The sequence below is a fragment of the Paenibacillus sp. FSL K6-2441 genome (assembly GCF_037964765.1).
GTDB classification, from domain to species: domain Bacteria; phylum Bacillota; class Bacilli; order Paenibacillales; family Paenibacillaceae; genus Fontibacillus; species Fontibacillus phoenicis.
In genome coordinates this window covers 718,624-742,173 of the sequence record NZ_CP150174.1, presented here as the reverse complement: position 1 = coordinate 742,173, position 23,550 = coordinate 718,624, and the positions used below count along the sequence as shown (strand labels likewise).

At 55.0% G+C, this 23,550-nt stretch carries 20 protein-coding genes and 1 riboswitch; of the genes, 5 read left to right on the top strand and 15 right to left on the bottom strand.

What is annotated here, in order from left to right:
• Positions 1-2: 2 nt before the first annotated feature.
• The 6 genes from NSQ80_RS03120 to NSQ80_RS03095 all read right to left on the bottom strand — a co-directional run bounded on the left by NSQ80_RS03120 (position 3) and on the right by NSQ80_RS03095 (position 5,613).
• Positions 3-323: a cytochrome C oxidase subunit IV family protein gene (locus NSQ80_RS03120; protein ID WP_009224060.1), complete on the bottom strand. Its 321-nt coding sequence runs from the start codon at positions 321-323 to the stop codon at positions 3-5.
• Between the two features lie 3 nt (positions 324-326).
• Positions 327-953: a cytochrome (ubi)quinol oxidase subunit III gene (locus tag NSQ80_RS03115; protein WP_009224059.1), complete on the bottom strand. Its 627-nt coding sequence runs from the start codon at positions 951-953 to the stop codon at positions 327-329.
• Positions 950-2,800 (bottom strand): cytochrome c oxidase subunit I, encoded by a 1,851-nt coding sequence (gene ctaD, locus NSQ80_RS03110; RefSeq protein WP_050769715.1) that lies wholly within the window; start codon positions 2,798-2,800, stop codon positions 950-952. Before ctaD ends, NSQ80_RS03115 begins: the two co-directional genes overlap by 4 nt.
• A gap of 98 nt (positions 2,801-2,898) precedes the next feature.
• Positions 2,899-3,957: a cytochrome c oxidase subunit II gene (gene coxB, locus NSQ80_RS03105; protein ID WP_009224057.1), complete on the bottom strand. Its 1,059-nt coding sequence runs from the start codon at positions 3,955-3,957 to the stop codon at positions 2,899-2,901.
• A 572-nt stretch (positions 3,958-4,529) separates the two neighbouring features.
• Positions 4,530-5,285 carry a type I methionyl aminopeptidase gene (map, locus tag NSQ80_RS03100; RefSeq protein WP_009224056.1) on the bottom strand — a complete coding sequence of 252 codons (756 nt, stop codon included), beginning with the start codon at positions 5,283-5,285 and terminating at the stop codon, positions 4,530-4,532.
• 139 nt (positions 5,286-5,424) lie between these two features.
• Positions 5,425-5,613, bottom strand: coding sequence for a hypothetical protein (locus NSQ80_RS03095; protein WP_009224055.1), 189 nt, complete (start codon positions 5,611-5,613; stop codon positions 5,425-5,427).
• A gap of 272 nt (positions 5,614-5,885) precedes the next feature.
• On the opposite strand from NSQ80_RS03095, the gene NSQ80_RS03090 reads away from it, so the two are divergent.
• Positions 5,886-7,052 carry a glycosyltransferase gene (locus NSQ80_RS03090; protein WP_339301305.1) on the top strand — a complete coding sequence of 389 codons (1,167 nt, stop codon included), beginning with the start codon at positions 5,886-5,888 and terminating at the stop codon, positions 7,050-7,052.
• Between the two features lie 59 nt (positions 7,053-7,111).
• Positions 7,112-7,450: a hypothetical protein gene (locus NSQ80_RS03085; RefSeq protein WP_009224053.1), complete on the top strand. Its 339-nt coding sequence runs from the start codon at positions 7,112-7,114 to the stop codon at positions 7,448-7,450.
• A 25-nt stretch (positions 7,451-7,475) separates the two neighbouring features.
• Here NSQ80_RS03085 and NSQ80_RS03080 read toward each other — a convergent pair whose 3' ends face one another.
• From NSQ80_RS03080 to NSQ80_RS03055, 6 genes are all read right to left on the bottom strand, one after another.
• On the bottom strand, positions 7,476-8,843 hold the full coding sequence (locus NSQ80_RS03080; protein WP_009224052.1) for a nucleobase:cation symporter-2 family protein: 1,368 nt from the start codon (positions 8,841-8,843) through the stop codon (positions 7,476-7,478).
• 34 nt (positions 8,844-8,877) lie between these two features.
• Entirely contained in the window at positions 8,878-9,468 is a 591-nt protein-coding gene (locus NSQ80_RS03075) for a xanthine phosphoribosyltransferase (RefSeq protein WP_009224051.1), read from the bottom strand.
• Between the two features lie 169 nt (positions 9,469-9,637).
• A riboswitch (purine riboswitch) is annotated at positions 9,638-9,737 on the bottom strand.
• 123 nt (positions 9,738-9,860) lie between these two features.
• Entirely contained in the window at positions 9,861-10,166 is a 306-nt protein-coding gene (locus NSQ80_RS03070; protein ID WP_036644472.1) for a hypothetical protein, read from the bottom strand.
• A 263-nt stretch (positions 10,167-10,429) separates the two neighbouring features.
• On the bottom strand, positions 10,430-11,233 hold the full coding sequence (locus NSQ80_RS03065) for a zinc ribbon domain-containing protein (protein WP_009224049.1): 804 nt from the start codon (positions 11,231-11,233) through the stop codon (positions 10,430-10,432).
• A 126-nt stretch (positions 11,234-11,359) separates the two neighbouring features.
• On the bottom strand, positions 11,360-12,400 hold the full coding sequence (locus NSQ80_RS03060) for a hypothetical protein (RefSeq protein ID WP_339301303.1): 1,041 nt from the start codon (positions 12,398-12,400) through the stop codon (positions 11,360-11,362).
• Positions 12,401-12,462: 62 nt separating this feature from the next.
• Positions 12,463-15,624: a DEAD/DEAH box helicase gene (locus NSQ80_RS03055; RefSeq protein WP_339301301.1), complete on the bottom strand. Its 3,162-nt coding sequence runs from the start codon at positions 15,622-15,624 to the stop codon at positions 12,463-12,465.
• Between the two features lie 182 nt (positions 15,625-15,806).
• On the opposite strand from NSQ80_RS03055, the gene NSQ80_RS03050 reads away from it, so the two are divergent.
• Positions 15,807-16,586 carry a hypothetical protein gene (locus tag NSQ80_RS03050; protein ID WP_339301299.1) on the top strand — a complete coding sequence of 260 codons (780 nt, stop codon included), beginning with the start codon at positions 15,807-15,809 and terminating at the stop codon, positions 16,584-16,586.
• A gap of 269 nt (positions 16,587-16,855) precedes the next feature.
• On the opposite strand, the gene NSQ80_RS03045 is transcribed toward NSQ80_RS03050, so the two are convergent.
• Genes NSQ80_RS03045 through NSQ80_RS03035 form a run of 3 tightly spaced genes read right to left on the bottom strand, consistent with a single transcriptional unit; the run spans position 16,856 to position 20,264 of the window.
• Entirely contained in the window at positions 16,856-17,230 is a 375-nt protein-coding gene (locus tag NSQ80_RS03045) for a RidA family protein (RefSeq protein ID WP_036644589.1), read from the bottom strand.
• Between the two features lie 49 nt (positions 17,231-17,279).
• Positions 17,280-18,719 carry an ATP-binding protein gene (locus NSQ80_RS03040; RefSeq protein WP_050769706.1) on the bottom strand — a complete coding sequence of 480 codons (1,440 nt, stop codon included), beginning with the start codon at positions 18,717-18,719 and terminating at the stop codon, positions 17,280-17,282.
• A gap of 39 nt (positions 18,720-18,758) precedes the next feature.
• A complete protein-coding gene (locus NSQ80_RS03035; protein WP_339301297.1) occupies positions 18,759-20,264 on the bottom strand; it encodes an HD-GYP domain-containing protein in 1,506 nt (501 codons plus the stop codon).
• A 443-nt stretch (positions 20,265-20,707) separates the two neighbouring features.
• On the opposite strand from NSQ80_RS03035, the gene NSQ80_RS03030 reads away from it, so the two are divergent.
• Positions 20,708-21,616: an FMN-binding protein gene (locus NSQ80_RS03030; protein ID WP_323078945.1), complete on the top strand. Its 909-nt coding sequence runs from the start codon at positions 20,708-20,710 to the stop codon at positions 21,614-21,616.
• Positions 21,617-21,657: 41 nt separating this feature from the next.
• On the top strand, positions 21,658-23,535 hold the full coding sequence (locus NSQ80_RS03025) for an NAD(P)/FAD-dependent oxidoreductase (RefSeq protein WP_036644464.1): 1,878 nt from the start codon (positions 21,658-21,660) through the stop codon (positions 23,533-23,535).
• Positions 23,536-23,550: the final 15 nt, after the last annotated feature.

Genomic DNA, 23,550 nt, shown 5'->3' with positions numbered 1-23,550 from the left:
CTTTACCACCACATCCAATATAAAGCGGCAATAATCGCGGTAAATGCGACGAAAAATCCGCCGGCCATGAAGAGGATCGGGATCAAATGCCCCTTATCCTTCATGTGCATCCAGTAACCCAGTTGAACCAGCACCTGCAGTACCGCCATCACCAGCAGCAAAATGACGGTGAACGCGGTATTCACTCCGCCGGCCGCAACCGCTGCAAAAGCGATCAGGGTCAGAACGATGGAGAAAATAAACGCGATAATATGTTTCTCCGGACCTTCATGCCGCTGACGGTGCTTTACCGCCGGCGAACCGTTTGATTCCTGATTGACCATCCGTTAGACCACCTTTCCGAGCAGGTAGACAACCGTGAAAATGAACACCCAGACAACGTCGATGAAGTGCCAGTAAATGGCCGACACGTAAATCTTCGGTGCCGTGACGACGGTCAGACCTTTTTTAAAGAGTTGCCCGATGAGCAGGGAAATCCACAAAATCCCGAACAACACGTGCGCGCCGTGGAAGCCAACCAGCGTATAGAACGCCGAACTGAACGCACTTGTTGTCATGCCGTAGTCTTCATGCAGGACATACTCAGCAAACTCATAAATCTCCAGCACAAGGAAGGCCAGGCCAAGCAGAACAGTTACAGCCAACCAGCCTGCCAGCTTGCCTTTGTCTCCCCGGTGCATCGCCTGAATGGCGAACACACTCGTCAAACTGCTGACCAAGAGGATAAAGGTTGCAGCGGCCGTGATCCCCAAGTTAAACAGCTCACTTGCGGACGGGCCATCCGCGATTTGATTCCGCAATGTCAGGAAGGTTGCAAACAAGGTACCAAACAGGACGGCCTCGCCTCCGAGAAACAACCAGAAGCCCAAAATTTTATTACGGCCTTCCAGCGTCGCCTTCTCCGGTTCGTGCGGCAGCGTACCTGCTACATGCGATGTGTTTGGCGTACTCATGCTTTGACCTCCTTCCCATTCAGTTCATCCGGTTCGATGTGCCAGCCGTGATCGTCAAACAAGGAACGGAGCAGCATCGACAAGAACGTGATCGCCAAGCCGAGCCCTACTACGATGTAATTGTTGAACAGGAAGTTCATCGCACCGTTACCAAAATCGTCGTTAGCGAACATAAAGCCCAGACCGGCAATAAACAAACCTACCGACATGATAAATGGAAGAATCGTCGGCGAAGGCATATGAATCGGACCAACCGGCTCTGCCGGCGTCATTTCTTTGTTGCCAGCCATCTTCTCTTTCCAGAAAGCATCAATCCCGCGAACCAGCGGAATTTGCTTGAAGTTGTATTCTTCCGGTGGAGAAGCAATCGACCATTCCAGCGTCCGTCCGTCTTCCCAGACATCGCCCGGAACGCCTTTTGGTTGTCTCGCCGTAATCGCAATATTCACCAGGAACAAGATGACCCCGACGCCCATCAAGAACGCGCCGATCGTACTGATCAAGTTCAACAGGTCAAAGCCTTGGTTCGGCAAATACGTAAATACACGGCGTTGCATCCCAAGCAAGCCAAGGAAATGCTGTACGAAGAACGTCATATGGAAGCCAATAATAAAGGTCCAGAACTCCCATTTGCCAAGCTTCTCATTCAGGACGCGGCCAAACATCTTCGGCCACCAGTAGTGCAGTCCGGCGAACAAGCCCAGAACCAGACCGCCTACGATAACGTAGTGGAAATGCGCTACTACGAAGTAAGTATCATGATATTGATAGTCTGCCGGCGCCGAAGCCAGCATTACCCCGGTAACCCCGCCCATAACGAACGTCGGGATAAAACCGGAAGCGAACAGGTTGGCCGTCGTAAAGCGGATTTGACCGCCCCACATCGTAAACAACCAGTTGAAGATTTTGATCCCCGTCGGAACAGCGATCAGCATCGTAGCGATGGAGAACAGCGCATTGGCCACCGGCCCCATCCCTGTCGTAAACATATGGTGCGCCCAAACCATGAAGCCCAGGAAGGCGATCAGGATCGTAGCGAACACCATCGAGCTATAACCGAACAACCGCTTACGCGAGAACGTACTAACAACTTCGGAGATAACCCCAAACGCTGGCAAAATCAAAATGTAAACTTCGGGGTGTCCGAAAATCCAGAAAATATGCTGCCACAACACCGGGTTACCGCCGCTTTCTACATTAAAGAAGTTCGCGCCGAGAATCCGGTCGAACGTCAACAGCACCAGACCTACCGTGATCGCCGGGAAAGCGAACAGGATCATCGCGGACGTCACGAACGTCGTCCAAGTAAACATCGGCATCCGCATAAAAGACATCCCCGGCGCGCGCATCGTAATGATCGTCGCTAGGAAGTTAATACCGCCGATCAGTGTCCCTAGACCAGCAATCTGCAAGCCGATCGTGTAGAAGTCAACCCCATGCGTCAAGCTGTACGTCGTACTCGACAGCGGCGTGTACGAGGTCCAACCCGCATCCGGTGCACCGCCCATCACCCAGCTCAGGTTCAGCAGCAGTCCACCGAACAGGAATGTCCAAAATCCGAGAGCGTTCAAGAAAGGGAACGCCACATCCCGAGCCCCGATTTGCAGCGGAATCACCGCGTTCATCAGGGCGAAGATAACCGGCATAACGCCAAGGAAAATCATCGTTGTGCCGTGCATCGTAATCAATTCGTTAAATTGCTGTGCCGTAACAAAATCATTCATCGGTTTTGCCAGCTGCACGCGGATCAGCAATGCTTCGATACCGCCGATCCCAAAGAACAAACCGCCCGCCACTAAATACAAAATGGCGATTTTCTTGTGATCGACCGTCGTCAACCAGTCCATTAACCCCTTGTGCCGCTTGACAGTGTGAGCATGAGCCAAGGTTTGTACCCCCTCTTTTAATTCCTATCCATCCATGCCGTCCATAGAGGCACGCAAGATTAATAAGATAATTTGCTGTTAGCCAAGTAGTCGGCGATGGCTTCGATTTCAGCATCCGTTAATCCGAGATCTTCCTTCGGACTTGGCATTTTGTTGCCCGGTTTTACCTTTTGCGGATCCATCAGCCATTCCACCAAATTATCCTTAACCGGTTTGCCGTCGATCGGTTTGCCGGACGCTTCTGCATTATGTAAAATGCTCGCAACCGTCTCTCTGCTGCCGATCCCCGTCAGGTTTGGTCCAACTGGTCCGCCTTGGTCACCGATAGCGTGGCAGCTCAAGCATTGCGTCTTAAATACTTCCGCAACGGCTGGATCCTGAATCGTTTGTACTGGCGCCTTCATCGCTTCAACCCAACGGTCAAAGGACTCTGGGCTAACCGCCTTGACTTTAAACTCCATGAAAGCATGGGATTTCCCGCACAGCTCGGCGCACTTCCCGAGGTAAACCCCTTCGTTCGTGGCTTCCAGCCAAGCTTTATTAATCGTTCCGTCCGTATTCGTATCCGTTTTGCCGGCGAGTGAAGGCACCCAGAAGGAGTGCAGCACGTCCGCTGTCTTCAGCTCAAGCGCAATCTTCTTGCCCGTAGGGATAATCATATCCTGGGCGGTCGTAATGCCGTAATCCGGATAGGTGAACTCCCACCAGAACAAATGCGAAGTGACTTTGATCTTCACCGCATTGGCATCCTTCGAGTAATCCTCGCCAAAAGCAAATACTTTCTGTACCGTTGCAACCGCCAGAATCAGTACCAGAACCAACGGAATCGCAGTCCAGATGATCTCCAGCTTATGGTTGCCTTCAACTTGCTTTGGAATGTCGTTTTGCCCCGGTTTACGGCGATACTTGATCCACACGTAAGCCGCGATCCCGAATACGATCAGCATGACAACTATCATGATCGTAATCGACAGTTTAATTAATCCGAGCTGCCCTTCAGCTACTGGACCCTGTGGTCTGAGCACGGACAGGTCTTCACGGCCGCATGCGGACAAGAGCAACGCTAGCATGGCAAACAAAGGTACTAGCCGCTTAACAGCCTTCCAAGGTTTCATCATTGATCTACCCCACTTCTTACGTTTTCTTCCGCAGCATCACAGAGATTTCCAGCCTGCGCAGCTCAAAAATCCACCTGTCTATCACGGAAACTACATTCCTGTCAATTACAACAATCACCTATTAAATATATGATTGAACCCCTCGTTTGTCAATGATTCGGGGTCAGTTCACAAATTGTTCAAAAATCCGAGAACCCGCACCACAAAAGGTTTTGCGAACGTTTTCCCCAGTTCGACACCGAGTGAAAAGGCTGCCAATTTTGAACAAATCTCGGCGAATTGTGACGTTTCCCTGCTCCGCTTCATTTTTGACATTTCTTCAAACTTTATTTCGTAACTCTAACGGAACGTAGCGACCTTATTTGCTCATTTCCCGGCTATTTCCCGCTGTAACGGAACGTAATGACCTTATTGCACTTTTTTGGCGGCCATTTCGCTGTCCACCTCTCAAATAAGGTCTCCTGGTTCCGTTAGCATTCAGGGACACCACTAAACTGGACAAATAGCGGCTCTAGGTTCCGTTAGAACAAAGCAAACAAAAAAGAGAGCTTTCCGCTCTCTCTTCGTCCGCGTTATTCCCCGTTTGTCAGCACCAGCGGTCCGTCCTCCGTGATCGCCAGCGTGTGTTCATAATGCGCGCCGAGGCTGCCGTCCGCGGTACGGATCGTCCAGCCGTCATCCTCCCACAGCACCGCGCCGGTTTCCCCGCCGGTGAAGATCGGCTCGATCGTGATGACCATCCCCGGCCGCAGCGTCACTCCCGTGCGCGGCCGGCCGAAGTTCGGCACGTCCGGCGCTTCGTGCATCGACTGGCCGATGCCGTGGCCGATCAGCGGCTTCACGATGCCGATGTTCGCGGCCTGCGCCACGCGCTGCACCGCATACCCGATGTCCCCGATCTTATTGCCGGGGACCGCCTGCGCGATCCCGGCCAGCAACGCCTGCTCGGTGGTCGTCAGCAGCTTCTCCGCCTCAGCGCTCACCTGTCCGATCCGGTAAGACCAGCCGGAATCGGCCATCCAGCCGTTTTTGCCTACCACAATGTCGATCGTGACGATATCTCCGAGCGCCAACTTACGATCGCTCGGGAACCCGTGGCAAACCACGTCATTCATCGACGCACAAGTCGCAAACGGAAACCCGTGGTATCCCTTTTGCTCCGCCTTAGCTCCCCGCTTCGCCAAAAACGACTCCACGAAGGCGTCGATCTCCAGGGTGGTTATACCCGGCCCGATCATTTTGGCGATTTCGCGGTGGCACTCGGCCAATATCCGTCCCGCCTCACGGATCCGCTTGATTTCCTCTTTCGTTTTTATGCGTACCTTCACGTCCTGTTCTCCTTCCGCTGCCCTACGACGATTGATTTCGTGATGTTCCCGTCAGTTTAATATATGTGGGAACAGAAGAAAAAAACCGTCCCGAACGCCCAAGGCGCCGGAACGGCGAATATCCTTCCATCTCAATGGTTCAGGAAACAGACGAGTCCAATTTCCCGAGCTCATGCTCAACCAGGTGGGTCAATTCCTCTTCATAGCCGCCCATAATCCGATACTTGCGTACATATTCTTTCACGAACTTCTTCGGATCTTTCGGTCTGAAGATTCGGGTCATTTCCCGTAAACTTTCTTTCACTTCATCATGACCTTTCGTTGCCATACTGATTCCCTCCCAGAACGCTTAAGGTAAATGCTCCGATTTTGCGATGCCGAAAAGTGCGGGTTCAGATTCATGAAGCTGTGCCGGCTATTTAGTTGTAATGGAAAGACCTCCTATTGTCTTATTGTAACATATTCAGAAGAAGGTTTCAGCTTTCTTCCAATTGTACATTTTTTATCCGCTTCACCTAATACTATTTATAAACGGGGTGCAGGGGCAAACTACAAGCAGTTGAGGGGCATTGCCTGGACATGAAGAGGAGTGATACAGCCATGACTTCCCGGTCTCCAAAAATCCTTATTTTATATGCCAGCTACGGGGATGGGCATTACCAAGCCTCCAAAGCGGTGGAAGCCAGCTTGCGAAGCAGAGGCGTCACCGACATCACGTTGCTTGATCTGATGGCTGAAGCACATCCGCTGATCAACGGGCTGACGAAGTTCGTGTATATGCAAAGCTTCAAAACCATCCCCGGCCTCTACGGCTGGGTCTACAACGCCACCAAACAAATGCCGCAAGAAGCGCCGCTGCTCGAGGTCATCAATTCGTTTGGCATCAGCAAGCTACAACAAACGCTGCGACAAGCCCAGCCGAATCTGATCATCCACACCTTCCCCCAGCTCGCGATGCCTAGACTGCTGAAGCGGACCGGCCAATCGCTGCCGCTGGCGAATATCATCACCGACTTTGACCTGCACGGACGATGGATTCACTCCGGAGTCGACCGCTACTACGTCGCAACCGACGACTTGAAAGCGGAAATGATCAGCCGGGGGATCGCCGAAGATCGCATACGGGTAAGCGGCATCCCGGTAAAACCAGAGTTTAACCATCAACATCCCGCATGTGAAGAACGCCTTATCGGCCCCCTTCAAGACCTTTTCCCAGACAACCGCACCGGCAAAACCACCGTCCTACTGATGGCAGGAGCCTACGGTTCCATGCAGGGAGTACGCGAGGTGATCGAGCGGTTTATGGCGCTGGAGCGTTACCGGGTGATCGCCGTTTGCGGAAGGAACCGCGAGCTATACCGTGCACTGCACGAGCAACTCCCTCCCCATCCAGACGTGCACCTCTTGGAGTATGTCGAGCAGGTAGCTGCATTGATGCGAAAATGCGACTGCATCGTAACCAAGCCGGGAGGGATTACCTTGTCCGAGGCGCTGGCTTGCCGGCTGCCGGTGTTCGTCTACCGCCCCGTTCCCGGGCAAGAGCTCAATAATGCGCGTTACCTCGCACAAAAAGGCGTTGCCTGTATCGCCCGTACCCCTGCGGAGCTGACCGAGGAAATCGACGCGCTCTTTCGGGACCCACACCGGCTGACCGAGCTTCGCCAAAAAATAGATAACCTCCGCCGGCCTGAAGCCGCGGAGGTGATTGCAGACGATATTTTAGAGCAGTGGTTCGCGCCCAAGCGGGCCGAGCTGGTTCTTTCATGAGGGGGCTCGTCATACATTTAGGATAAGACAATCCTCTCCTGAAAGAAGGTGTCGTCCTCATGTCCCCTTTCAAATCATCCACCGGCCTCTACGAAAATGTCGCCGGCTTCCTGTGCTACCTGCTTGCTTTTGTGGGCGGAGTTGCATTCCTTGTCCTAGAGCGGCGCAGTCGATTCGTGCTGTTCCACGCCCTGCAATCGGTCATGCTGTTTGGCGGATTCATGCTGGCCCATGCCTTGTCCGGCTTTCTGCCGATCATCGGCGTGGTCGTCAATCTGCTGCTGACCCTGCTGGGCGTTACGCTTTGGATTATCATGATGCTGGCTGCGCTCCAGGGCAAATGGCTGAAGCTGCCTTGGATCGGCGAACTCGCGGAAAAGCAACTGCAACGGATGTAATTCTCCGGCTAGACCGAGGCACTTTTTACGCTGTAGCTTTGACGGATTCGCTTGGTTCAGCGGCCCCATTCAGCACAGCTGCCTTGCGCTGACCCTTCCAACCGTTAAACAGCAAATTCATCACAATCGCCGTAAAGCTGCCGGCGACGATGCCATTGTCCACCAGAATCCGCAGCGCGGCCGGCAGCCGGTCGAACAGTTCAGGCAGCACGGTCACACCCAGCCCCATGCCGACGGAACAAGCGATGATCAGCAGGTTTTCATGCCGGTTCAAATCCACTTGGTCGCCCAACATCCGAATCCCGGAGGACAAAACAAGACCAAACAACGCGATCATCGCTCCGCCGAGCACCGACGTAGGTACCAGCTGCGTTAATGCGGCGATCTTCGGCACGAAGCCGATCAAGATCAGCAGCGTACCGGCCACTACGATCACGTCGCGGGTTTTCACCCGGCTCATTTGGACAAGCCCGACATTTTGGGAATATGTCGTATACGGAAACGAGTTAAATATCCCGCCGAGCATGATCGCCAGCCCTTCCGCCCGATACCCCCGCGTCAAATCCTTATCCGTAATCTCTTTATCCACGATTTTTCCAAGCGCCATAAATACGCCGGTCGACTCGGCAACGCTCACGATCGCCACCAGAATCATCGTCAGAATCGCTGAAGCGTGGAACGTAGGTGCACCAAAATAAAACGGTTGTACCGCATGAAACCAGCTGGCTTCCTTCAGCGGCGTCAAATCTACTTTCCCGGCGAGCGCAGCCACCAGCGTCCCTGCAATCAGACCCAGCAAGACGGAGATGGAACGCGGAAAGCCCTTGGCAAAGCGGTTCATCAAAATAACGAACAGCAATACCCCAAATCCAAGCGCAAGATTAAGCGGGCTCCCAAAGTCGGGATTCTCACCCGGACTGCCGCCGCCAAGATCCGAAATCGCCACCGGAATCAGCGTGACACCGATAATAGTGACCACGGAGCCAGTGACGACCGGCGGAAACAACGCAATCAGCTTGCCGAACAAACCGGCAAAGAGGAAAACAAACAGCCCGGAGGCAATAATCGCACCGTAAATGGCGGAGACCCCTGCGCCGTCTGTCAGCCCGATGGCAATCATCGGCGACACGGCCTGAAAAGCGCAGCCCAGCATCACCGGAAGCCCGATGCCAAACAGGCGGTTCCCCCAGACTTGAAGCAGCGTAGCTACACCGCAAGCCAACAAGTCGATAGCGATCAGGTAAGTCAGCTGTTGGTTAGTGAAGTTCAGCGCGCCTCCAACGATCAGCGGTACGATCACAGCCCCGGCATACATAGCCAATACGTGCTGCAAGCCTAGCGAAAAGGTTTTTAGCGGATGACGGTGTTTCTGAAAAATACGTTCGCGTTCCATAGAATTCTGGTTCCTCCCCGATGATTAGTTCATCTCATGAATAATTCGGTGTATCCTCAACGAAAGTCACCGCACCGTCTTCCAGCGAGGCAACCCGAACAAGCGATTCAACGCGGTACCCTGCTTCCGTAAGCAGCCGGGCTCCCGGCTGGAACGACTTCTCAATGACGATCCCGATGCCGGCGACCGAAGCTCCGGCTTTCTCCACGATGCGGGCTAGTCCAAAGGCCGCCTCGCCGTTCGCCAAAAAGTCGTCCACGATCAGCACCCGATCCTCTGCACGCAGAAACTTTTTCGATACGGTGATCTCGTTGGTTTCCCGCTTGGTGAACGAGTAGACTTTTTCCACAAAAATGTTGTCCTTCAGCGTCAAGGATTGATGCTTGCGGGCAAAGATCATCGGCACATTCAACTCCAGCGCGGTCATGATCGCCGGGGCAATCCCCGAGGATTCAATCGTCAGCACCTTCGTGATGCCTTCTTCGGCAAAGCGCCGGGCGAACTCAGCCCCAATCTCCTTCATCAGCACCGGATCCATTTGATGGTTAAGAAACGAATCTACTTTCAACACCTGGTTCCCCAGTACAATCCCTTCTGCCATCACCTTGTCTCTCAGCAGCTTCATTCCTGTGTCCCCTTTCCTCTAATAATTCATCACATGAACTAAACGCAAAAAAGCCCATTTCTCAACGGAAATGGACTTTAAATTTAGAAAGCACCTAATAAACCCGAATAGCAAAACCAGCGATCAGGGCAGCGAAAGCCTATAGCTGATCCCCTTGGTTCCCGGGCACATGCACGGCGGTACTTTCCGTAGTCCGATCATTCCGGTGATCAGGTAGAGACGTGCAGGCCAATTCCTGCACTTATACGGAAAATTCATGGATTCGCATTTAACCAATGCTAGAAGTATAACGCATTCCGCCCGGGTAGAGAAAGAGGAATCTTTTAGGGTTCTGTGAAAACTTTGCAAAGCCCTGCGAGAAGCAGTGCCGTCAAACCGCGCCAGAGACTGGTTTAAAGCGGCTTCGGCTCTTGCGGCAAAAGATGGGTGAGCAGCGTTTTTAATTCGCCGTCTTCCTTGTACGTCTTCTCCCCCGTGTCGAGGCGGCGTACCCGGATCTCGCTGTAATCCGCACCGGCTTCCGTTGGCTTGAACACAAGATTCTTCCGATCCTCCAAACGCAGCTTATATCCCATCTCGTCAAACATTTGCAGATAGTCAGCTTCACTCGGAGTCTTCCCTTGATCGAGGAAGAGTAGTCCGCGCAAGTGCTTCACTTCATCCTTATGTACGACGTCAAAATGTACAATGCATTCCATGTGCTGCACGCTCCTGTATCATGTTCTATGCGGTATAGCATCCCCTGCCGCAGGCGGGAGCATCCACTTAAAGCCGAACGCCCGCGATAAGAAAAACGGCACGACAGCTGCGGAGCTGCTTCATCTCACCCAGCCCCTGGGCCGCCGTGCCGGCGTAGACCGCATGCTCTTAGCTATTACTACGAATCAGCGTGCTGCTGCGGCAGTGGATTTTATGACAACCTGATGAACTTTCTTTAAGCCGGCGATCCAGCGTTAAAATACTAGATTTGTTCTGAGCCGCAATGCGGGCACCATTTTGTCCCTTTTACCAGCGTCGACGAGCAGATTTGGCATTTCACCGTGGCCACCCCGCCGATGATGAGTTCAGGTTCCGCCGAACTCTCCGGCTGCGGAGCGGCGGCGTCCTGCTTCCAACTGCGAATGCGGCGATCCAGCTCCTCCTGACGTCTGCGTTCCCGCTCCAGCTCGCGTTGGAGACGCTCCTCTTCCTCAGGATCGATCGGCTCCACCGCTCCAGATACGGGCGCCGACTCCCGTTGCTCTGCTTTCTCCCGAACGAGGGACGCGGCAAGCTCCAACGTATCCATCTCGTCTACCTCGACCCGCTTCATCACAGGCGGCTCGGCGCTAGCGGCCGCCTCGCTGGCTGCCGGGGACTTCACCGGCTTCTGCACCGGCTTCAGCAGCTCGGTCGGAACGGCCTTCTTCGCCACGGCCAGCTTATGGCCGCAGTATTGGCAGAACAAGGCGTCTTCCGCCACGTTCCGGCCGCAGGCGCCGCATAAGCGTTCATTTTTGAGCTCGGCGATTTTCATCCGAATTTCGTCGCGTTCTTCCGTCAGCAAATCGCAGGTTTTGGCCAGCTCGAGCATCTCTTTTTCCGCTGCGGCCATATCCTTCTTCCGATAAGCCTCATAGAACACTTCGCCCATTTTATGAAAATATAAACCAAGCTCACGTTCGATATTTGAAATTTGAGTATTTAGTTTACTAATCTCCACGACATTTTGCGCGCGATCGGTAACCTTGCCCGCACCGTCTTTCAAGCGTTGTAAAATTTTCATGACATGATTCCTCCCCGCGAAATATTCATAATCATACCAGATTTTGCACCCCCATGAAACCGTCCTGCGACTCAGGAAGCGGCTTCTTAAGGTTCACAGCGGCCATCAAGCTCCAATTACGGGACCTCAAATGCCCCTTTGTGCTCCTAAGGAACACTGGCCTTGGCTGCACGAGATCTGCTGATTTTGATGGTACAATATCCTTTCCATTCGGTGAAAGTGCGGGGTGAAGAAGTTTGCCGAACCAGCCCATGAATGGGGTGTGGAGAGGTGGGAAATGAACATTTTGGGGCATGTATGAGGGGGACGCCCAAGAGGCGGGCCCACAGGCCGTAGCGCGATAAGGCGCCTCTGGGCGCCGCCGTGCGAGGCGGCGCTTGGCCGGACTGACCGTGCACAGCAGTCAGTCCGGCTTGCGCCGCAGCGGGGCGGCGAGTTCCTCCGCCCGCTGCATGACCCGCTCGGCGACGAGCGACAGCCCCGTCGCCGCCCCCCGCACGCCGGGCAGCAGCGCTGCCCACGGCGCGGGGTCCGGGCCCGCCGGCGGCTGTTTGCCTGCCGCCGGCGGGCCGCAGGGCCGAGTTCCACGTCGACGTCGTGGAACTCCGGCCCGGGCTGGTGCAGCCGGCCTTGCTCGGCTGCCTCTGCCAGCCGCTCGGCCAGCGGCGGACCGCCCGGGCCGGCGGCCTCGCGCCGGGCGCCGCGCGGCCCGGCGGCACGGCGCAGCGCCGCTTCGGCGTCCGCCAGCGGCGCCTCGGCGGCCCAGGCCGCCCAGACGGCGGCGAGCAGCGCCTCGCGCGTCCAGCCGAGCTGGCGCAGCCGCAGCTCGGCGTCGGCCGCCCAGGCCGCACGCGCAGCGGCCAGCGCCGGCGCCAGCCGGGCGCAGCCGGGGTCGCCGCACGCGCAGCGCACGCCGCCAGGCGCGCCTGGCGCACGATCTGCCGGCAGCAGCTTCGCAATGCCGCCGGCCCCGCTTTCGGCCAGCGCCACCACAAGGCGCGGCCGCTCCGCGAGCTGGCGCAGCAGCGCTTGCTTTTCCTGCTCTGCGGCTGGGGCCAGCGGGATCAACACCACATGATCCCGTTCCAGTTCCACTTGCAGCCCGCCGGCTTCATAGCGGACAACCGGCTGGGCAAGTTCCTGCGCGTTCGTCTTGGGCCTGGTCATGCGTGTTCCTCCTCTCAGCAAGTCTCAGCAAGCTTATTGTTTCGGCATCCTATCTTTTTCGCTCAACCAAACGCTCCCTCCGGGAACAGTCCGCTTTCCTGCAGCACGATCAGGTTGCGCAGCTCCTCGTCGCTCATTTCCGTCAGCCATTGCTCACCGGAGCCAACCACCTGCTCAGACAGCGTTTTTTTTCGCTCGATTAATTCGTCGATTCGTTCCTCCAGCGTTCCTTGGCAGATCAGCTTATGTACCTCGACGTTCTTTTGCTGCCCGATCCGGAATACCCGGTCCGTCGCCTGGTTTTCCACCGCCGGATTCCACCACCGGTCATAGTGGACCACATGATTCGCCCGGGTCAGGTTAAGGCCGACGCCGCCAGCCTTCAGCGATAACACGAAAATCGGCGAGCCTTCGCCCTCCTGAAAAGCCCGGACCATCTGATCCCGCTCGGCCTTCGGCACCCCGCCGTGCAGAAAAAACGGCCGTACACCATACCGCTCCGTTAATCGCTCCTGCAGCAGTTCACCCATCCGTACGTATTGCGTGAAGATCAGCGCTCCTTCTCCGTTGTCCATAATCATGTCAAGCAGCTCGCCGAGCCGTTCCATTTTGCCGGAGCGGCCAAAAGCGGCCGTCTTCGCAGGCCGGCTTCCTACAACCAGCTCGGGATGATCACAAATTTGCTTTAACCGGGTCAGCGAAGATAACACCAATCCTTTGCGGGCGATGCCGCTCTGGCTTCCGATCTGATCCAGCAGCTCCGCCGTCACCGATTGATACAAGCGAGCCTGTTCAACGGTTAACGAGCAATACGATTTCAGCTCGATTTTCTCCGGCAAGTCCTTGCGGATGTCCGGATCGCTCTTGAGCCGGCGCAGCAGAAACGGCGCAACCAACTTCCGCAGCTTCTGCAGCTCGGCTGCTTGCTGTTCTCCCCCAGACCCGGTGTAACGCGTCCGAAACGAGGCATGCGTGCCTAAGTATCCCGGGTTCAGGAATTGAAAAATCGACCACAATTCGCTGAGCCTATTCTCCACCGGGGTGCCCGTCATGGCGATTCGGTGAGGCGCGCTGAGCTTCATCACGCTTTGCGCTTGCTTGGTTCCGTAATTTTTGATGTACTGGGCTTCGTCCAGCACCACCGTCGTCCATTCCGCCGAACGCAGTTCCTTCGCATCGCGGCCGGCCAGCTGATACGTCGTCAGAACCACATCGCATGCCCGGTACTCCTGCAAGAACCGCTCCTCGCGGTAACGGTCGCTCCCGTGGTGCACGTATAGCTTTAGCCCCGGAGCAAACCGGGAAAACTCCCGTTGCCAGTTGCCTAGCAAAGAAGTCGGACAGATGATCAAGCTTTTGGCCCCTGCCTGCTGAACGCCATCCAACAACACGGAGATCACCTGCACCGTTTTCCCCAAACCCATATCGTCGGCCAGCAATGCACCGAAACCCAGCTCGCGCATCGTGACCAGCCACTGGTATCCACGTTCCTGATAGGGGCGCAGCGTTCCGTTTAATCCGGATGGCACCGGGCGCGGATGGAGTTGCCGAACAGCTCCGCCTGCCATCAGGATAGACAACATCCCGGTGGTTTCGATGCCGGCGATGTTCACGCCCTCCAGTTGGACTTCCTGATCGCCGGAAGCGAGGTGCATCAATTCGCGGAAGGTCAAGGTGCCGTTTTCATGGCGCTTCATGAACTTCAGCACCTGCCGGATCTCCTTCGCATCCACTTCAATCCATTCGCCGCGAAAAAAAACGAGCGGCAGCTTCGCCGACGCCAGCTCCATCAACTCTTCCCGGGTAAGCTCACGCCCCCCAAGCAGCGCCTCCGCTTCAAAATCGACCAGCTGATCCACTCCCAGCCTTGGCATCCCGTCACCACCGCCCTCCGGCATCCCGCTCGCGAACCCTCGGGTTCTGATACGGATGCTGGCGGAACGCCGTCCCTCCCGGGTCCAGCGGCTTGGCATTTGCACGTTCACGCCAAGCTTGCGCAGCGCCGGCACCGACTTGCTTAAGAACGCAATCAGGTCCTTGGGGTCCATGAGCAGATCCTGCGGGCGCGGGTGCTCCATCGCTGCGGCCACTTCCCGGGATACCCCAGCTGCTTTGCTCAGCCGCAGCAGGAAGTTCTCCTGTACGTTCCGGTACAGAAGACCGTGAATTTCCATGTCGGGCCCGGGATAGCTCCAGATGAGCCCGGCTGGCAGCAGCACGCTGGGATTCTCAGCTCCCTCAGCCCAGAAGCTTAGCCGCCAAAGTGCAGTCGCTGCTTCACCCTCCGCGGTCTCGCCATGACCATCCTGATACGGTTCCACACGCAGGCAGAGGCGCAAGCTTCCCGTTTCCAGACCGCCGGTCTCGGTTTCCTCAGCTCGGGGACGTCCGCCGCCAGCAGCAGCGATGTCTGCACTCAGCTGATCCAGCTCCGTCGCACTGCCTTGAATATCCGGCGGCTGTGCGCCGGTTAGCAAGCCGTTCCACCACAACTCCGCCAGCGGCGACGAACCCCGGTGATAGTCCGCCCGGCTGGCATTCAGCTTCCGTCCCAAATCCTGAACCGCCCCGCGCGCTTCGTGATCAATCATTGCCGTTAAAAAAGAATGCAGCACCGCCATCTGCCGATCCTCCAGCGTCCCCTCGTCTTCAGAGGATGCCCCTGCCCCAGTTTGCACGGCGGCGATACAGATCGGCGGCATCGCCCCGGCTAGACGCCGGAACCGTGCCTCGTCGGCCGGCTCGGTCAGGAGTGGTCCCCAAGCCGCGCGCATTTGACCCTGCGACCCGCGGCGGCGTCCGGTGGCCGCCACCGGACGGATGGATGGCGCAATTCGGCCGCGCAGCAGCAGCTCTAAGGCGAACTTGGCCGCCTTGCTCCAATAGCTCATTTCCGCGCCCGGCTTGATTCCCTGCTCCTCCCAGACGGATTCGTCCCAATGCAGCAGCAAACGCCAAGCCTCCGGCACAGGCAAAGCCAATCCTTCCAGGGATCGGCCGATCAGACTGCGCCGCTCCCCGTTCTTGTATGACCTCCGCACGGAAGAGACCGGATACCTGACCTCTGCCAACCGAAGCACGGCATGCTGAAACGGCCGGACTCCCGGCTCCAGCTCCTTGCGCCGGAGCACGGCGGTCCAAGCATCCACCTTCGACTCCGATACTTCGCCGGAGAAGCAAAACAATACATCGCCCAGCCATATTCCATAAAGACGTTGATTCATGGTGATCTCCCGTCGGTTATCCTAATTCTAGCCAAATTCATTACTAACATCTTATACGAAAACGGCTGCTTATAAAACCGCCTTCCTTCCCGTCCCGCTGCCTCTCTATACTCTCCCTTATCATTTGAGGAGAAATGGGGAATATTTCTAGTACAAAAAAAGATTCAAGGAGGTGTATTCCCATGTTGCGCGGTCGGTCTGGTCATTGGTTGAATCTCGCCTCGTTTGCGGCGTTAATGGCGGCAAACCTGGCGGCAGCAGCACTTCCGTTTGGCTTGCGCCGGCCCCAAGGGTTTCCCCACGGATTATACGCGCTCCTCACGCCGGCGGGCTATACTTTTACGATATGGCTGCTCATTTATGCCCTGTTGACCGGCTGGGTCCTTTACCCGCTGCTGCGGCCTAACCGCGAGCCGTTTTCTGTGACGCCTATGCCAGTGCGCTTCCTGCTTTTCTGCACCCTATCCATCGTGTGGATCACACTAGGGGAGCGGCAACCCCTGCTGTCTATCCTGGCGTTGTTCCTGCTCGTGTTCGTGGCGGCCTCGATGTACAGCAGTACCCGGAATATCCTTCGCCCGTCAGCCGCAGAGATCTGGTTCGTACGCCTGCCGTTCAGCTTATATTTCGGATGGATCTGCGTTACAGCTCTTGCCAGCGTGGACGCCTTGCTAACCCATCCCTCTATTTCTGCAACCTCGATTTCCGCAGCTTCCGTTTCCGTTCCATCACATCTTGGACTCACCCTCCTGCTGCTCGTGGTAGGGATCCTCAGCGCCTGCTTTGTTGGATTCCGATGGCGTGACGCGATCGTCCCGCTCACGTTCGCGTGGGGGTATGGCGCCATTGCAGCCGGTCCTCAGCTGCACCAAATTGTGGCCATTGCCTCCAGCGCCGGAGCGCTAGCCTTGATCGTGTACGCACTCTGGATTGCCTTTCTGCGCTCGCATGAGCGGGACTAAAGATCCACCCCCCTTGGGCCCTTTCACGCGTCCTTTTGCACGATTATCCCTTTTGTTCAGAATCGGGGAGGGGGCGCATCTAATCCATTTTCGAAGCGGAGATTGGTTTTCTCCACTCCCTCGCAGCGGAGATCGATCCCCCCCACTCCCTGAAGCAACGGGATAATCACGAAAGGAGAGCGGCCGACATAGGTACCTCCCCCCACAAAAAGGCCAACCAGAAATTCTGGTTGACCTAATAATACGAAAAAGCCGCCGCAAGGGATATTTTATTTAACCGCAATAACCTCGATCTCAACCAGACCATCCTTTGGCAGACGCGCCACTTCGACGGCACTGCGCGCTGGATACGGCTCAGCGAAGAACGAACCGTAAACTTCGTTGACCTTGGCAAAATCATTCATGTCCTTCAGAAATACGGTCGTCTTGATGACCTTGTCCAATCCGCTCCCGGCTGCAGCCAATACCGCCTGAACGTTCCGCAGCGCTTGTGCAGCCTGAGCTTCCACACCCTCGGCAAGCTGACCGGTTTCCGGCACCAATCCCAACTGGCCGGAGGTAAAGATCAAATCTCCCAGTTGAATCCCCTGCGAATACGGGCCAATGGCACCTGGCGCAGCGGTCGTAGAAATTACTTGTTTCATTTTCGTCATCCCATCCTTTCTTCTCCTCATTTTACCGATAACCCCTTCGTCACGGCAACTCGGACTGCGAATGAACTTCGCCGCAGTGGGATCGGGCGGGTTTTAAGGGCAAATAGAAGGAAAAGGTGCTGCCCTGTCCTTCTTTGCTTTCCATGCGGAGGTACCCCCCCAGCAGGCGGGCCAGGTTGCTGCTGATCGACAGGCCCAGACCGGTTCCCCCATATCGCCGACTAATTGAGCCGTCGGCCTGCTGAAACGCCTCGAATACCGCCCGCTGCTTGTCCTCGGCAACGCCGATGCCGGTATCCGAGACGGTGAAGACCAGCCATTCCCCTTCGGCCGTCCCCTTCGCCGGAGCGCGGCGGATGTCTAGCTCTACATGTCCCTCATGCGTAAACTTAAACGCATTGGACAATAAATTCCGCAGGATTTGTGCGATCCGCTGCGGATCGGAGATGATGGAATCGGGCAGACTTTCCTCCAGTCGGGTCGTAAATGCAATTTTCTTCTGAGCGGCAATCTGCTCAAACTGCAGTTGCATCCAAACGGGGATCTCTGCCAACACCACTTCCTCGTTCGTGATCTCCAGCCGCCCTGCCTCCACCTTGGACAAATCCAAAATGTCATTAATGATCTGCAGCAACTCTTCCCCCGACTTGTGAATGATCCGGCCATATTCCGAAATTTCCTCGCTGGCTTCGTCGGATTCGGCGATCATCTCCGCCAGGTTGATAATACTGTTGAGCGGCGTTCGCAATTCATGCGACATCGTTGCCAAGAACTCCGATTTATGGCTGGATGCTTCAGCTAACTGCTCCGCCCGGTCTTCCAGCCCAATCTTGGCCTTCTGCAGCTCATCGGCCTGTTTGCGGAGCAGCTCGTTCGCGTATTTCAGCTCCAGGTTCTGTCTTGCCCCAAGCTGAAAATCGCGAAGGATCAGGGCAAATCCCAAACTGAGCAGAATGCTTAACGGTAGCGCAATCGGCATGATATCCAGCAAATAATGCTTGGGAGGCACCACCCCGATTACGGCAAGGTTCAGAGAGTTGATCACATTGACAACGAGGATAGTTACGATCCCTTTGATGGCAAAACGGTAGCTTGTCCGCCGCATCCAGAGATTAAGTCCGGCACACACAAATCCCAAGATCGTCAGGTTCAACAAACCGGCCATCGCTGCATCGCTCAAACCAAACGTCAGGCGGGCCAGGCCAATCCCGACGCCGATGACGATCAAGGTTAATGGCTGGGAATAAACAAATGCCGCTATAATTAGCGGCACTGCCCGAAGGTCGAATCTGACGTCGTCATTAAGCCGGAAGCCAAACTTGATACAAATCCAGCCCGAAAAAATCATCATTAGAACAGACAGGACGTACAGGCTGCGCTGCGGCATTTTTCGCAAACCGTATTTATATAGGATATTGGCTAAATAAGCGACCGTGATCAACAAGCTTAGATTTAGCAAAAAGCTAATTCCGATCCCCATCTCCCCACTCCTGCTCGTAGAACCCGCTTCTCTCCGAGATCAGCTGGACTCTTTTTTTTGGGTCTCGCTGCGAAAATGCTGCACCAACAGTCCGGCGAAGTAAGGATCCCATTGGGTTCCACGGCCTCGCTCCAGAATGTCAATCGCTCGGTCTCTTGCTAGGCCCTTCCGGTAAGGCCGGTCTGAGGTCATGGCGTCAAAGGCGTCGGCCACGGCGATAATCCGCCCGAAAAGCGGGATCTCTTCCCCGGCCAACCCGTCCGGATAACCTCTTCCATCATAACGCTCATGATGCGACCGGACCCCCGGCAAATAAGGAGCCATCGCATCCGCAGGCTCGACCTGCTTTAAAATCGCTTCCCCAAGCACGGGGTGCTGCTTCACCTGCTGCCATTCCTCGTCGGTTAAACGGCCCTCCTTCAGCAGAACCGCATCGCGAATGCCGATTTTCCCGATATCATGGAGCAACGCCGACTTGCGCAGCTCATCGATGCGTTCTTCGGGCAACTGGGCCAACTCACCGATTTTGACGGCGTATTCAGCCACTCTAAGCGAGTGTCCAGCCGTATACGGGTCGCGGGCGTCCAGCGCCGCTGCCAGAGTTGCGAAATAACTGTCTACCAGTTGGCTATTTCGGGCTGCCTGGGTTTGCAGCCCGCTCAGCATATGATTAAATCCTGTGATCAGACGAGAAAATTCATCAGAAAACATATCGCTGGCTGCTGTACGAATGCTGCCGGTTTTCACCTCGGCCATCCGCTCGTACAAATGCTGAATCGGCAGCATGATCTCGCGGGCCAACAGCCGGGAGCCAATCACTGCGAATAGGATGCTCACGGCCAAGATATATCCGGCCCACTGCCAATAAGCATAAGCTCCATGGTCAAGGTCCTCAAGCCGGAACTGCATGGACAAGCTATACAGCAGCAAGGGAGCCATACTCATCAAGGAAAAGCTCCATATTAATTTTCGAGATACCGGGACGATAACCCTGCCGTGAAGCGATAAATCTTTGCCAAACATCCTGCGGCTCCAGGAAATCAGCTCCTGCAGGACAGGACGAATCGCATAGGAGGTTAAATAATATTCGACTAACGCATGCATGCTGCTGACCAGTATTCCGCTTAAGGCAGCCAGCAACACGTAGTAAGGCGAAATCGATAGGTGGCCGGTCCGGATTAATCCCAACGATAGGGCCGCGCCCGGGACGACCAAACCAAACAAATGAGGTCCGAGAATCCGCTTGACAGCAAGCGATGGCAGGCGATGTGTGCGGATATAGACATTTTGAAGTGTTTGGTAGCTCCCCACTTCCTCCATGAACACGCTGCGGATGGGCTTGATTTGCCGGGTGAACACCATCCATTCCAGCCCCAGCATGCAGCATAGCGACAAGACCAGAATTCTGATCAGCCAGGCATAGTCCGAAGGGGATATATCCAGCGGTGCAGCGGCGATAAGGCTCGCGACCGCGATGACCGCAAGCAGGAGTCCTGCTGCGTAATTGAGTAATAGGCGCGAAATAAACGTCCTGTATACCGTCAAGGAGGATGCCTTCTTTCCGTCTCGCGTTTTTCCGGGCATGCCCGCTTCTTTTTATATCGGTTAGAGTCATGACTATTTTCATAAAACGTTTGGAACTTTTGGTTTGTATGCCCTCTTTTCGGTACAGGAGATTCGTCGCTCTTCTCGCCGACCCATCTTTTAAAAATATATATTTTAAAAATTGGGCAATTCTTTGAACACGACATTCCCTTACGTAGTACTGCTTCCGCCGCTTGGAGCAGTTGTTTTAGATCACACTACATGTGATAAATTTCACATTAAGCCCTATTTTTATATGCTAAAATGCCATCGAACAAAGGTTTCGGGACTCCCGAACCCCTCGTCAAATCAGCCTTTTTCAAGGGTCCCCCACCTGATATCCGTTATTAAAATGTCTTCACATTTTAATATATATATATTTTCATTCACTGGAGGTCTCAATCATGAAAAAAGCTTCAATTATCCTGAGCAGTGCGCTGTTGTTAGGTCTCTTGGCCGGCTGTGGATCGGACAATGATGCTAACGGCGCAAACTCTGCGCAACCTGCAAACAACACTTCTGCCGCTAATGAAACCAATGCAGGAGCTGATAACGCGGCTGCAGAGCAAGGCAAATACCAAGACGGTGTATACTTCGCCCAAGGTGAAGTGGATGCAGATTCCGGATGGCAATCCTACGTGACGCTGACGGTAGCCGGAGGTAAAATCACGGAAGCCAAGTGGAATGCGCTGAGCGAAAAAGCCCCCGTCGATAAAGTGACCTATTCCAAAGAAGGCAAGTACGGCATGAAAGCCGGCGGCGCTTCCTCGGAATGGCATGAACAAGCCGAGAAGGTTGAGCAATACCTGATCGAAAAGCAAGATCCCAAAGCGATCACCTTGGGGGATGACGGCAAAACTGATGCCATCGCGGGTGTGTCCGTGCATGTAAGTGAATTTTTTAACTTGGCGGAGCAAGCGCTGAATGCTGGTCCAGTTGAGGTTGGCCCGTACAAAGACGGCACTTACCATGCCGAAGGAGCGGCCTTCGACGAGCATTCCGGTTGGAAAGATACCGTTGACGTTGTGGTCGCCGCCGGCAAGATCGTCAAAGTGAACTTCAGCGGCGTCAACGAAAAAGGCGAAGACAAGAAGCAATATTCGATCGACGGCAAATATGGAATGAAGGCCGGCGGTGCTCAAGCCGAATGGCATGAAGAAGTGGCCAAAGCTGAAGCTTACCTGATTGAAAAACAAGATCCAGCCGCCGTGACATTTAACGAAGAGGGCAAAACGGACGCGATCGCCGGGGCAACGATTACGCTGCAACCGCATTTCGAGCTCGTTAGCCAAGCACTTGAGCAAGCGAAATAAACCCATATTACCATCCACCCTAAAATGAGAAGGTGAATCTCTTGAAGAAAATCGTAGTTCTGGGCGGCGGTTATGGCGGTGTAGTCACTTCCAAGCATCTGGCCAAACTGTTCAAAAAAGACAAAGATGTGGAGATCCAGCTGATTGACCGAAATCCCTACCACACGCTGCTGACGGAGCTGCATGAGGTTGCAGCGAACCGGGCGCCGGAGGATTCCGTCAAGATTGAACTAAAGAAGATTTTTGCCGGGCAAAAAGTGGATGTCGTCCTCGATTCCATTGATGCCATCGATTTTAACGCTAAAGAGCTTCGTTCCGAGCGAGCCACTTATAAATACGATTACCTCGTCATCGGTACCGGCTGTAAACCAACGTTCTTCGGGATCCCAGGCGCTGAGGAGCATGCCTTGACCCTGTGGTCCTATGAAGACGCCGTACGTCTGAAAGAACAAGTGCGCCGTAAGTTCAGCGAAGCGGCGAAGGTAAGCAATCCGGTGAAACGCCGCAAAATGCTGACCTTTGTTGTCGTCGGCGCCGGCTTTACCGGCGTGGAACTGGTTGGCGAATTAGCCGAATTCCGCGATGAGCTGTGCAAAGAGTTCTATATCGATCCGAGCGAGGTTCGCCTGGTCGTCGCCGATATGGCTCCAAAAATCCTGCCGATCCTGCCGGATAAATTGATCGAAAAAGCGACGAAACGTCTGCACAAAATGAACGTAGAGATCATTACGAGCGCTAAAATTACTGGCGTCACCCCAACCAGCGTACAGCTTGGCGAAGGTAAAGAGCTCGAAGCGGATACGATCGTCTGGACCGCCGGGGTTGAAGGCTCCGAGCTCGTTGGCAAGCTCGATGTGAAGCAGGAAGGCCGCAAGCGGATCGTCACCAACGATAAGCTGCAAAGCGTCGATCACGAGAACGTCTATATCGTTGGCGACAACATCTTCTTCATTCCGGAAGGCGAAACCCGTCCGGTACCACAGATGGTTGAGAACGCCGAGCAAGCCGGCCCGGTTATCGCCCACAACATTTATGCGGACGTTCACGGCAAACCGAAGAAGTCCTATAAACCGGGCTTCCACGGAACGATGGTCTGCATCGGCAGCCGCTACGGCGTTGCGAATGTTGGGCTCCCGAATAAAATGTTTATGCTCAGCGGCTTCATGGCCATGTTCTGCAAACACTTAATCAATATGTATTACCTGTTTACCGTGGCTGGTTTTGCCAAAGTCTGGACTTATATGATGCATGAATTCTTCCACGTGAACAATCGCAGAAGCTTCGTAGGCGGCCATTTCGCGAAGCGTTCGCCGAACTTCTGGCTCCTGCCGCTGCGGATCTTCGTCGGCTACAAATGGCTCGAGGAAGGCCTCGATAAGCTTCCGAAAATTTGGAAGGATCCATCGAACATCTTCCTGATTCCGGCCTCTCCGAAAGCGGACGTCATTTCCGCGGCCAGTGAAGCCGCTGGTGAAGTGACCAAAACGGTGGATGCTCAAGCGGCAGCTTCGGCGGTAGAAAGCGCCTCGACAGCAGTTACCGCCTTGCCGGTACCTGGATTTATCAAGAGCATCGTAAGCTGGTTTATGGATGTCTTCTTCTACACATCAGATGGCGGGTATACCGCTTTGGCGACTGTGTTCCAGTTCTTTATGGTGTTTGCCGAAATTGCGCTCGGCATCATGATTATCGTTGGCCTGTTCACCGCTGTCGCTTCGGCAGCCACCGTCGCGCTGGGCGTCATGATCTGGTCCTCCAGCATGGCTTCGGCGGAAATGCTGTGGTACATGACCGCAGGCGTCGCGTTGATCGGCGGATCGGGCAGCACGTTTGGTCTGGATTACTACGTACTTCCTTGGCTCAAGAAACAATGGAAACGAATCCCGTTCGTACGAAGATGGTACCTATACACGGAATAATCGCAGCTCTTTATG

What these genes read in the sequence shown, in the direction of transcription:
- NSQ80_RS03120 (WP_009224060.1), bottom strand. Translation starts at nt 323, where the DNA reads ATGGTCAATCAGGAATCAAACGGTTCGCCGGCGGTAAAGCACCGTCAG.
- NSQ80_RS03115 (WP_009224059.1), bottom strand. Translation starts at nt 953, where the DNA reads ATGAGTACGCCAAACACATCGCATGTAGCAGGTACGCTGCCGCACGAA.
- ctaD (WP_050769715.1), bottom strand. Translation starts at nt 2,800, where the DNA reads ATGGACTGGTTGACGACGGTCGATCACAAGAAAATCGCCATTTTGTAT.
- coxB (WP_009224057.1), bottom strand. Translation starts at nt 3,957, where the DNA reads ATGATGAAACCTTGGAAGGCTGTTAAGCGGCTAGTACCTTTGTTTGCC.
- NSQ80_RS03095 (WP_009224055.1), bottom strand. Translation starts at nt 5,613, where the DNA reads ATGGCAACGAAAGGTCATGATGAAGTGAAAGAAAGTTTACGGGAAATG.
- NSQ80_RS03090 (WP_339301305.1), top strand. Translation starts at nt 5,886, where the DNA reads ATGACTTCCCGGTCTCCAAAAATCCTTATTTTATATGCCAGCTACGGG.
- NSQ80_RS03085 (WP_009224053.1), top strand. Translation starts at nt 7,112, where the DNA reads ATGTCCCCTTTCAAATCATCCACCGGCCTCTACGAAAATGTCGCCGGC.
- NSQ80_RS03080 (WP_009224052.1), bottom strand. Translation starts at nt 8,843, where the DNA reads ATGGAACGCGAACGTATTTTTCAGAAACACCGTCATCCGCTAAAAACC.
- NSQ80_RS03075 (WP_009224051.1), bottom strand. Translation starts at nt 9,468, where the DNA reads ATGAAGCTGCTGAGAGACAAGGTGATGGCAGAAGGGATTGTACTGGGG.
- NSQ80_RS03070 (WP_036644472.1), bottom strand. Translation starts at nt 10,166, where the DNA reads ATGGAATGCATTGTACATTTTGACGTCGTACATAAGGATGAAGTGAAG.
- NSQ80_RS03065 (WP_009224049.1), bottom strand. Translation starts at nt 11,233, where the DNA reads ATGAAAATTTTACAACGCTTGAAAGACGGTGCGGGCAAGGTTACCGAT.
- NSQ80_RS03060 (WP_339301303.1), bottom strand. Translation starts at nt 12,400, where the DNA reads ATGACCAGGCCCAAGACGAACGCGCAGGAACTTGCCCAGCCGGTTGTC.
- NSQ80_RS03055 (WP_339301301.1), bottom strand. Translation starts at nt 15,624, where the DNA reads ATGAATCAACGTCTTTATGGAATATGGCTGGGCGATGTATTGTTTTGC.
- NSQ80_RS03050 (WP_339301299.1), top strand. Translation starts at nt 15,807, where the DNA reads ATGTTGCGCGGTCGGTCTGGTCATTGGTTGAATCTCGCCTCGTTTGCG.
- NSQ80_RS03045 (WP_036644589.1), bottom strand. Translation starts at nt 17,230, where the DNA reads ATGAAACAAGTAATTTCTACGACCGCTGCGCCAGGTGCCATTGGCCCG.
- NSQ80_RS03040 (WP_050769706.1), bottom strand. Translation starts at nt 18,719, where the DNA reads ATGGGGATCGGAATTAGCTTTTTGCTAAATCTAAGCTTGTTGATCACG.
- NSQ80_RS03030 (WP_323078945.1), top strand. Translation starts at nt 20,708, where the DNA reads ATGAAAAAAGCTTCAATTATCCTGAGCAGTGCGCTGTTGTTAGGTCTC.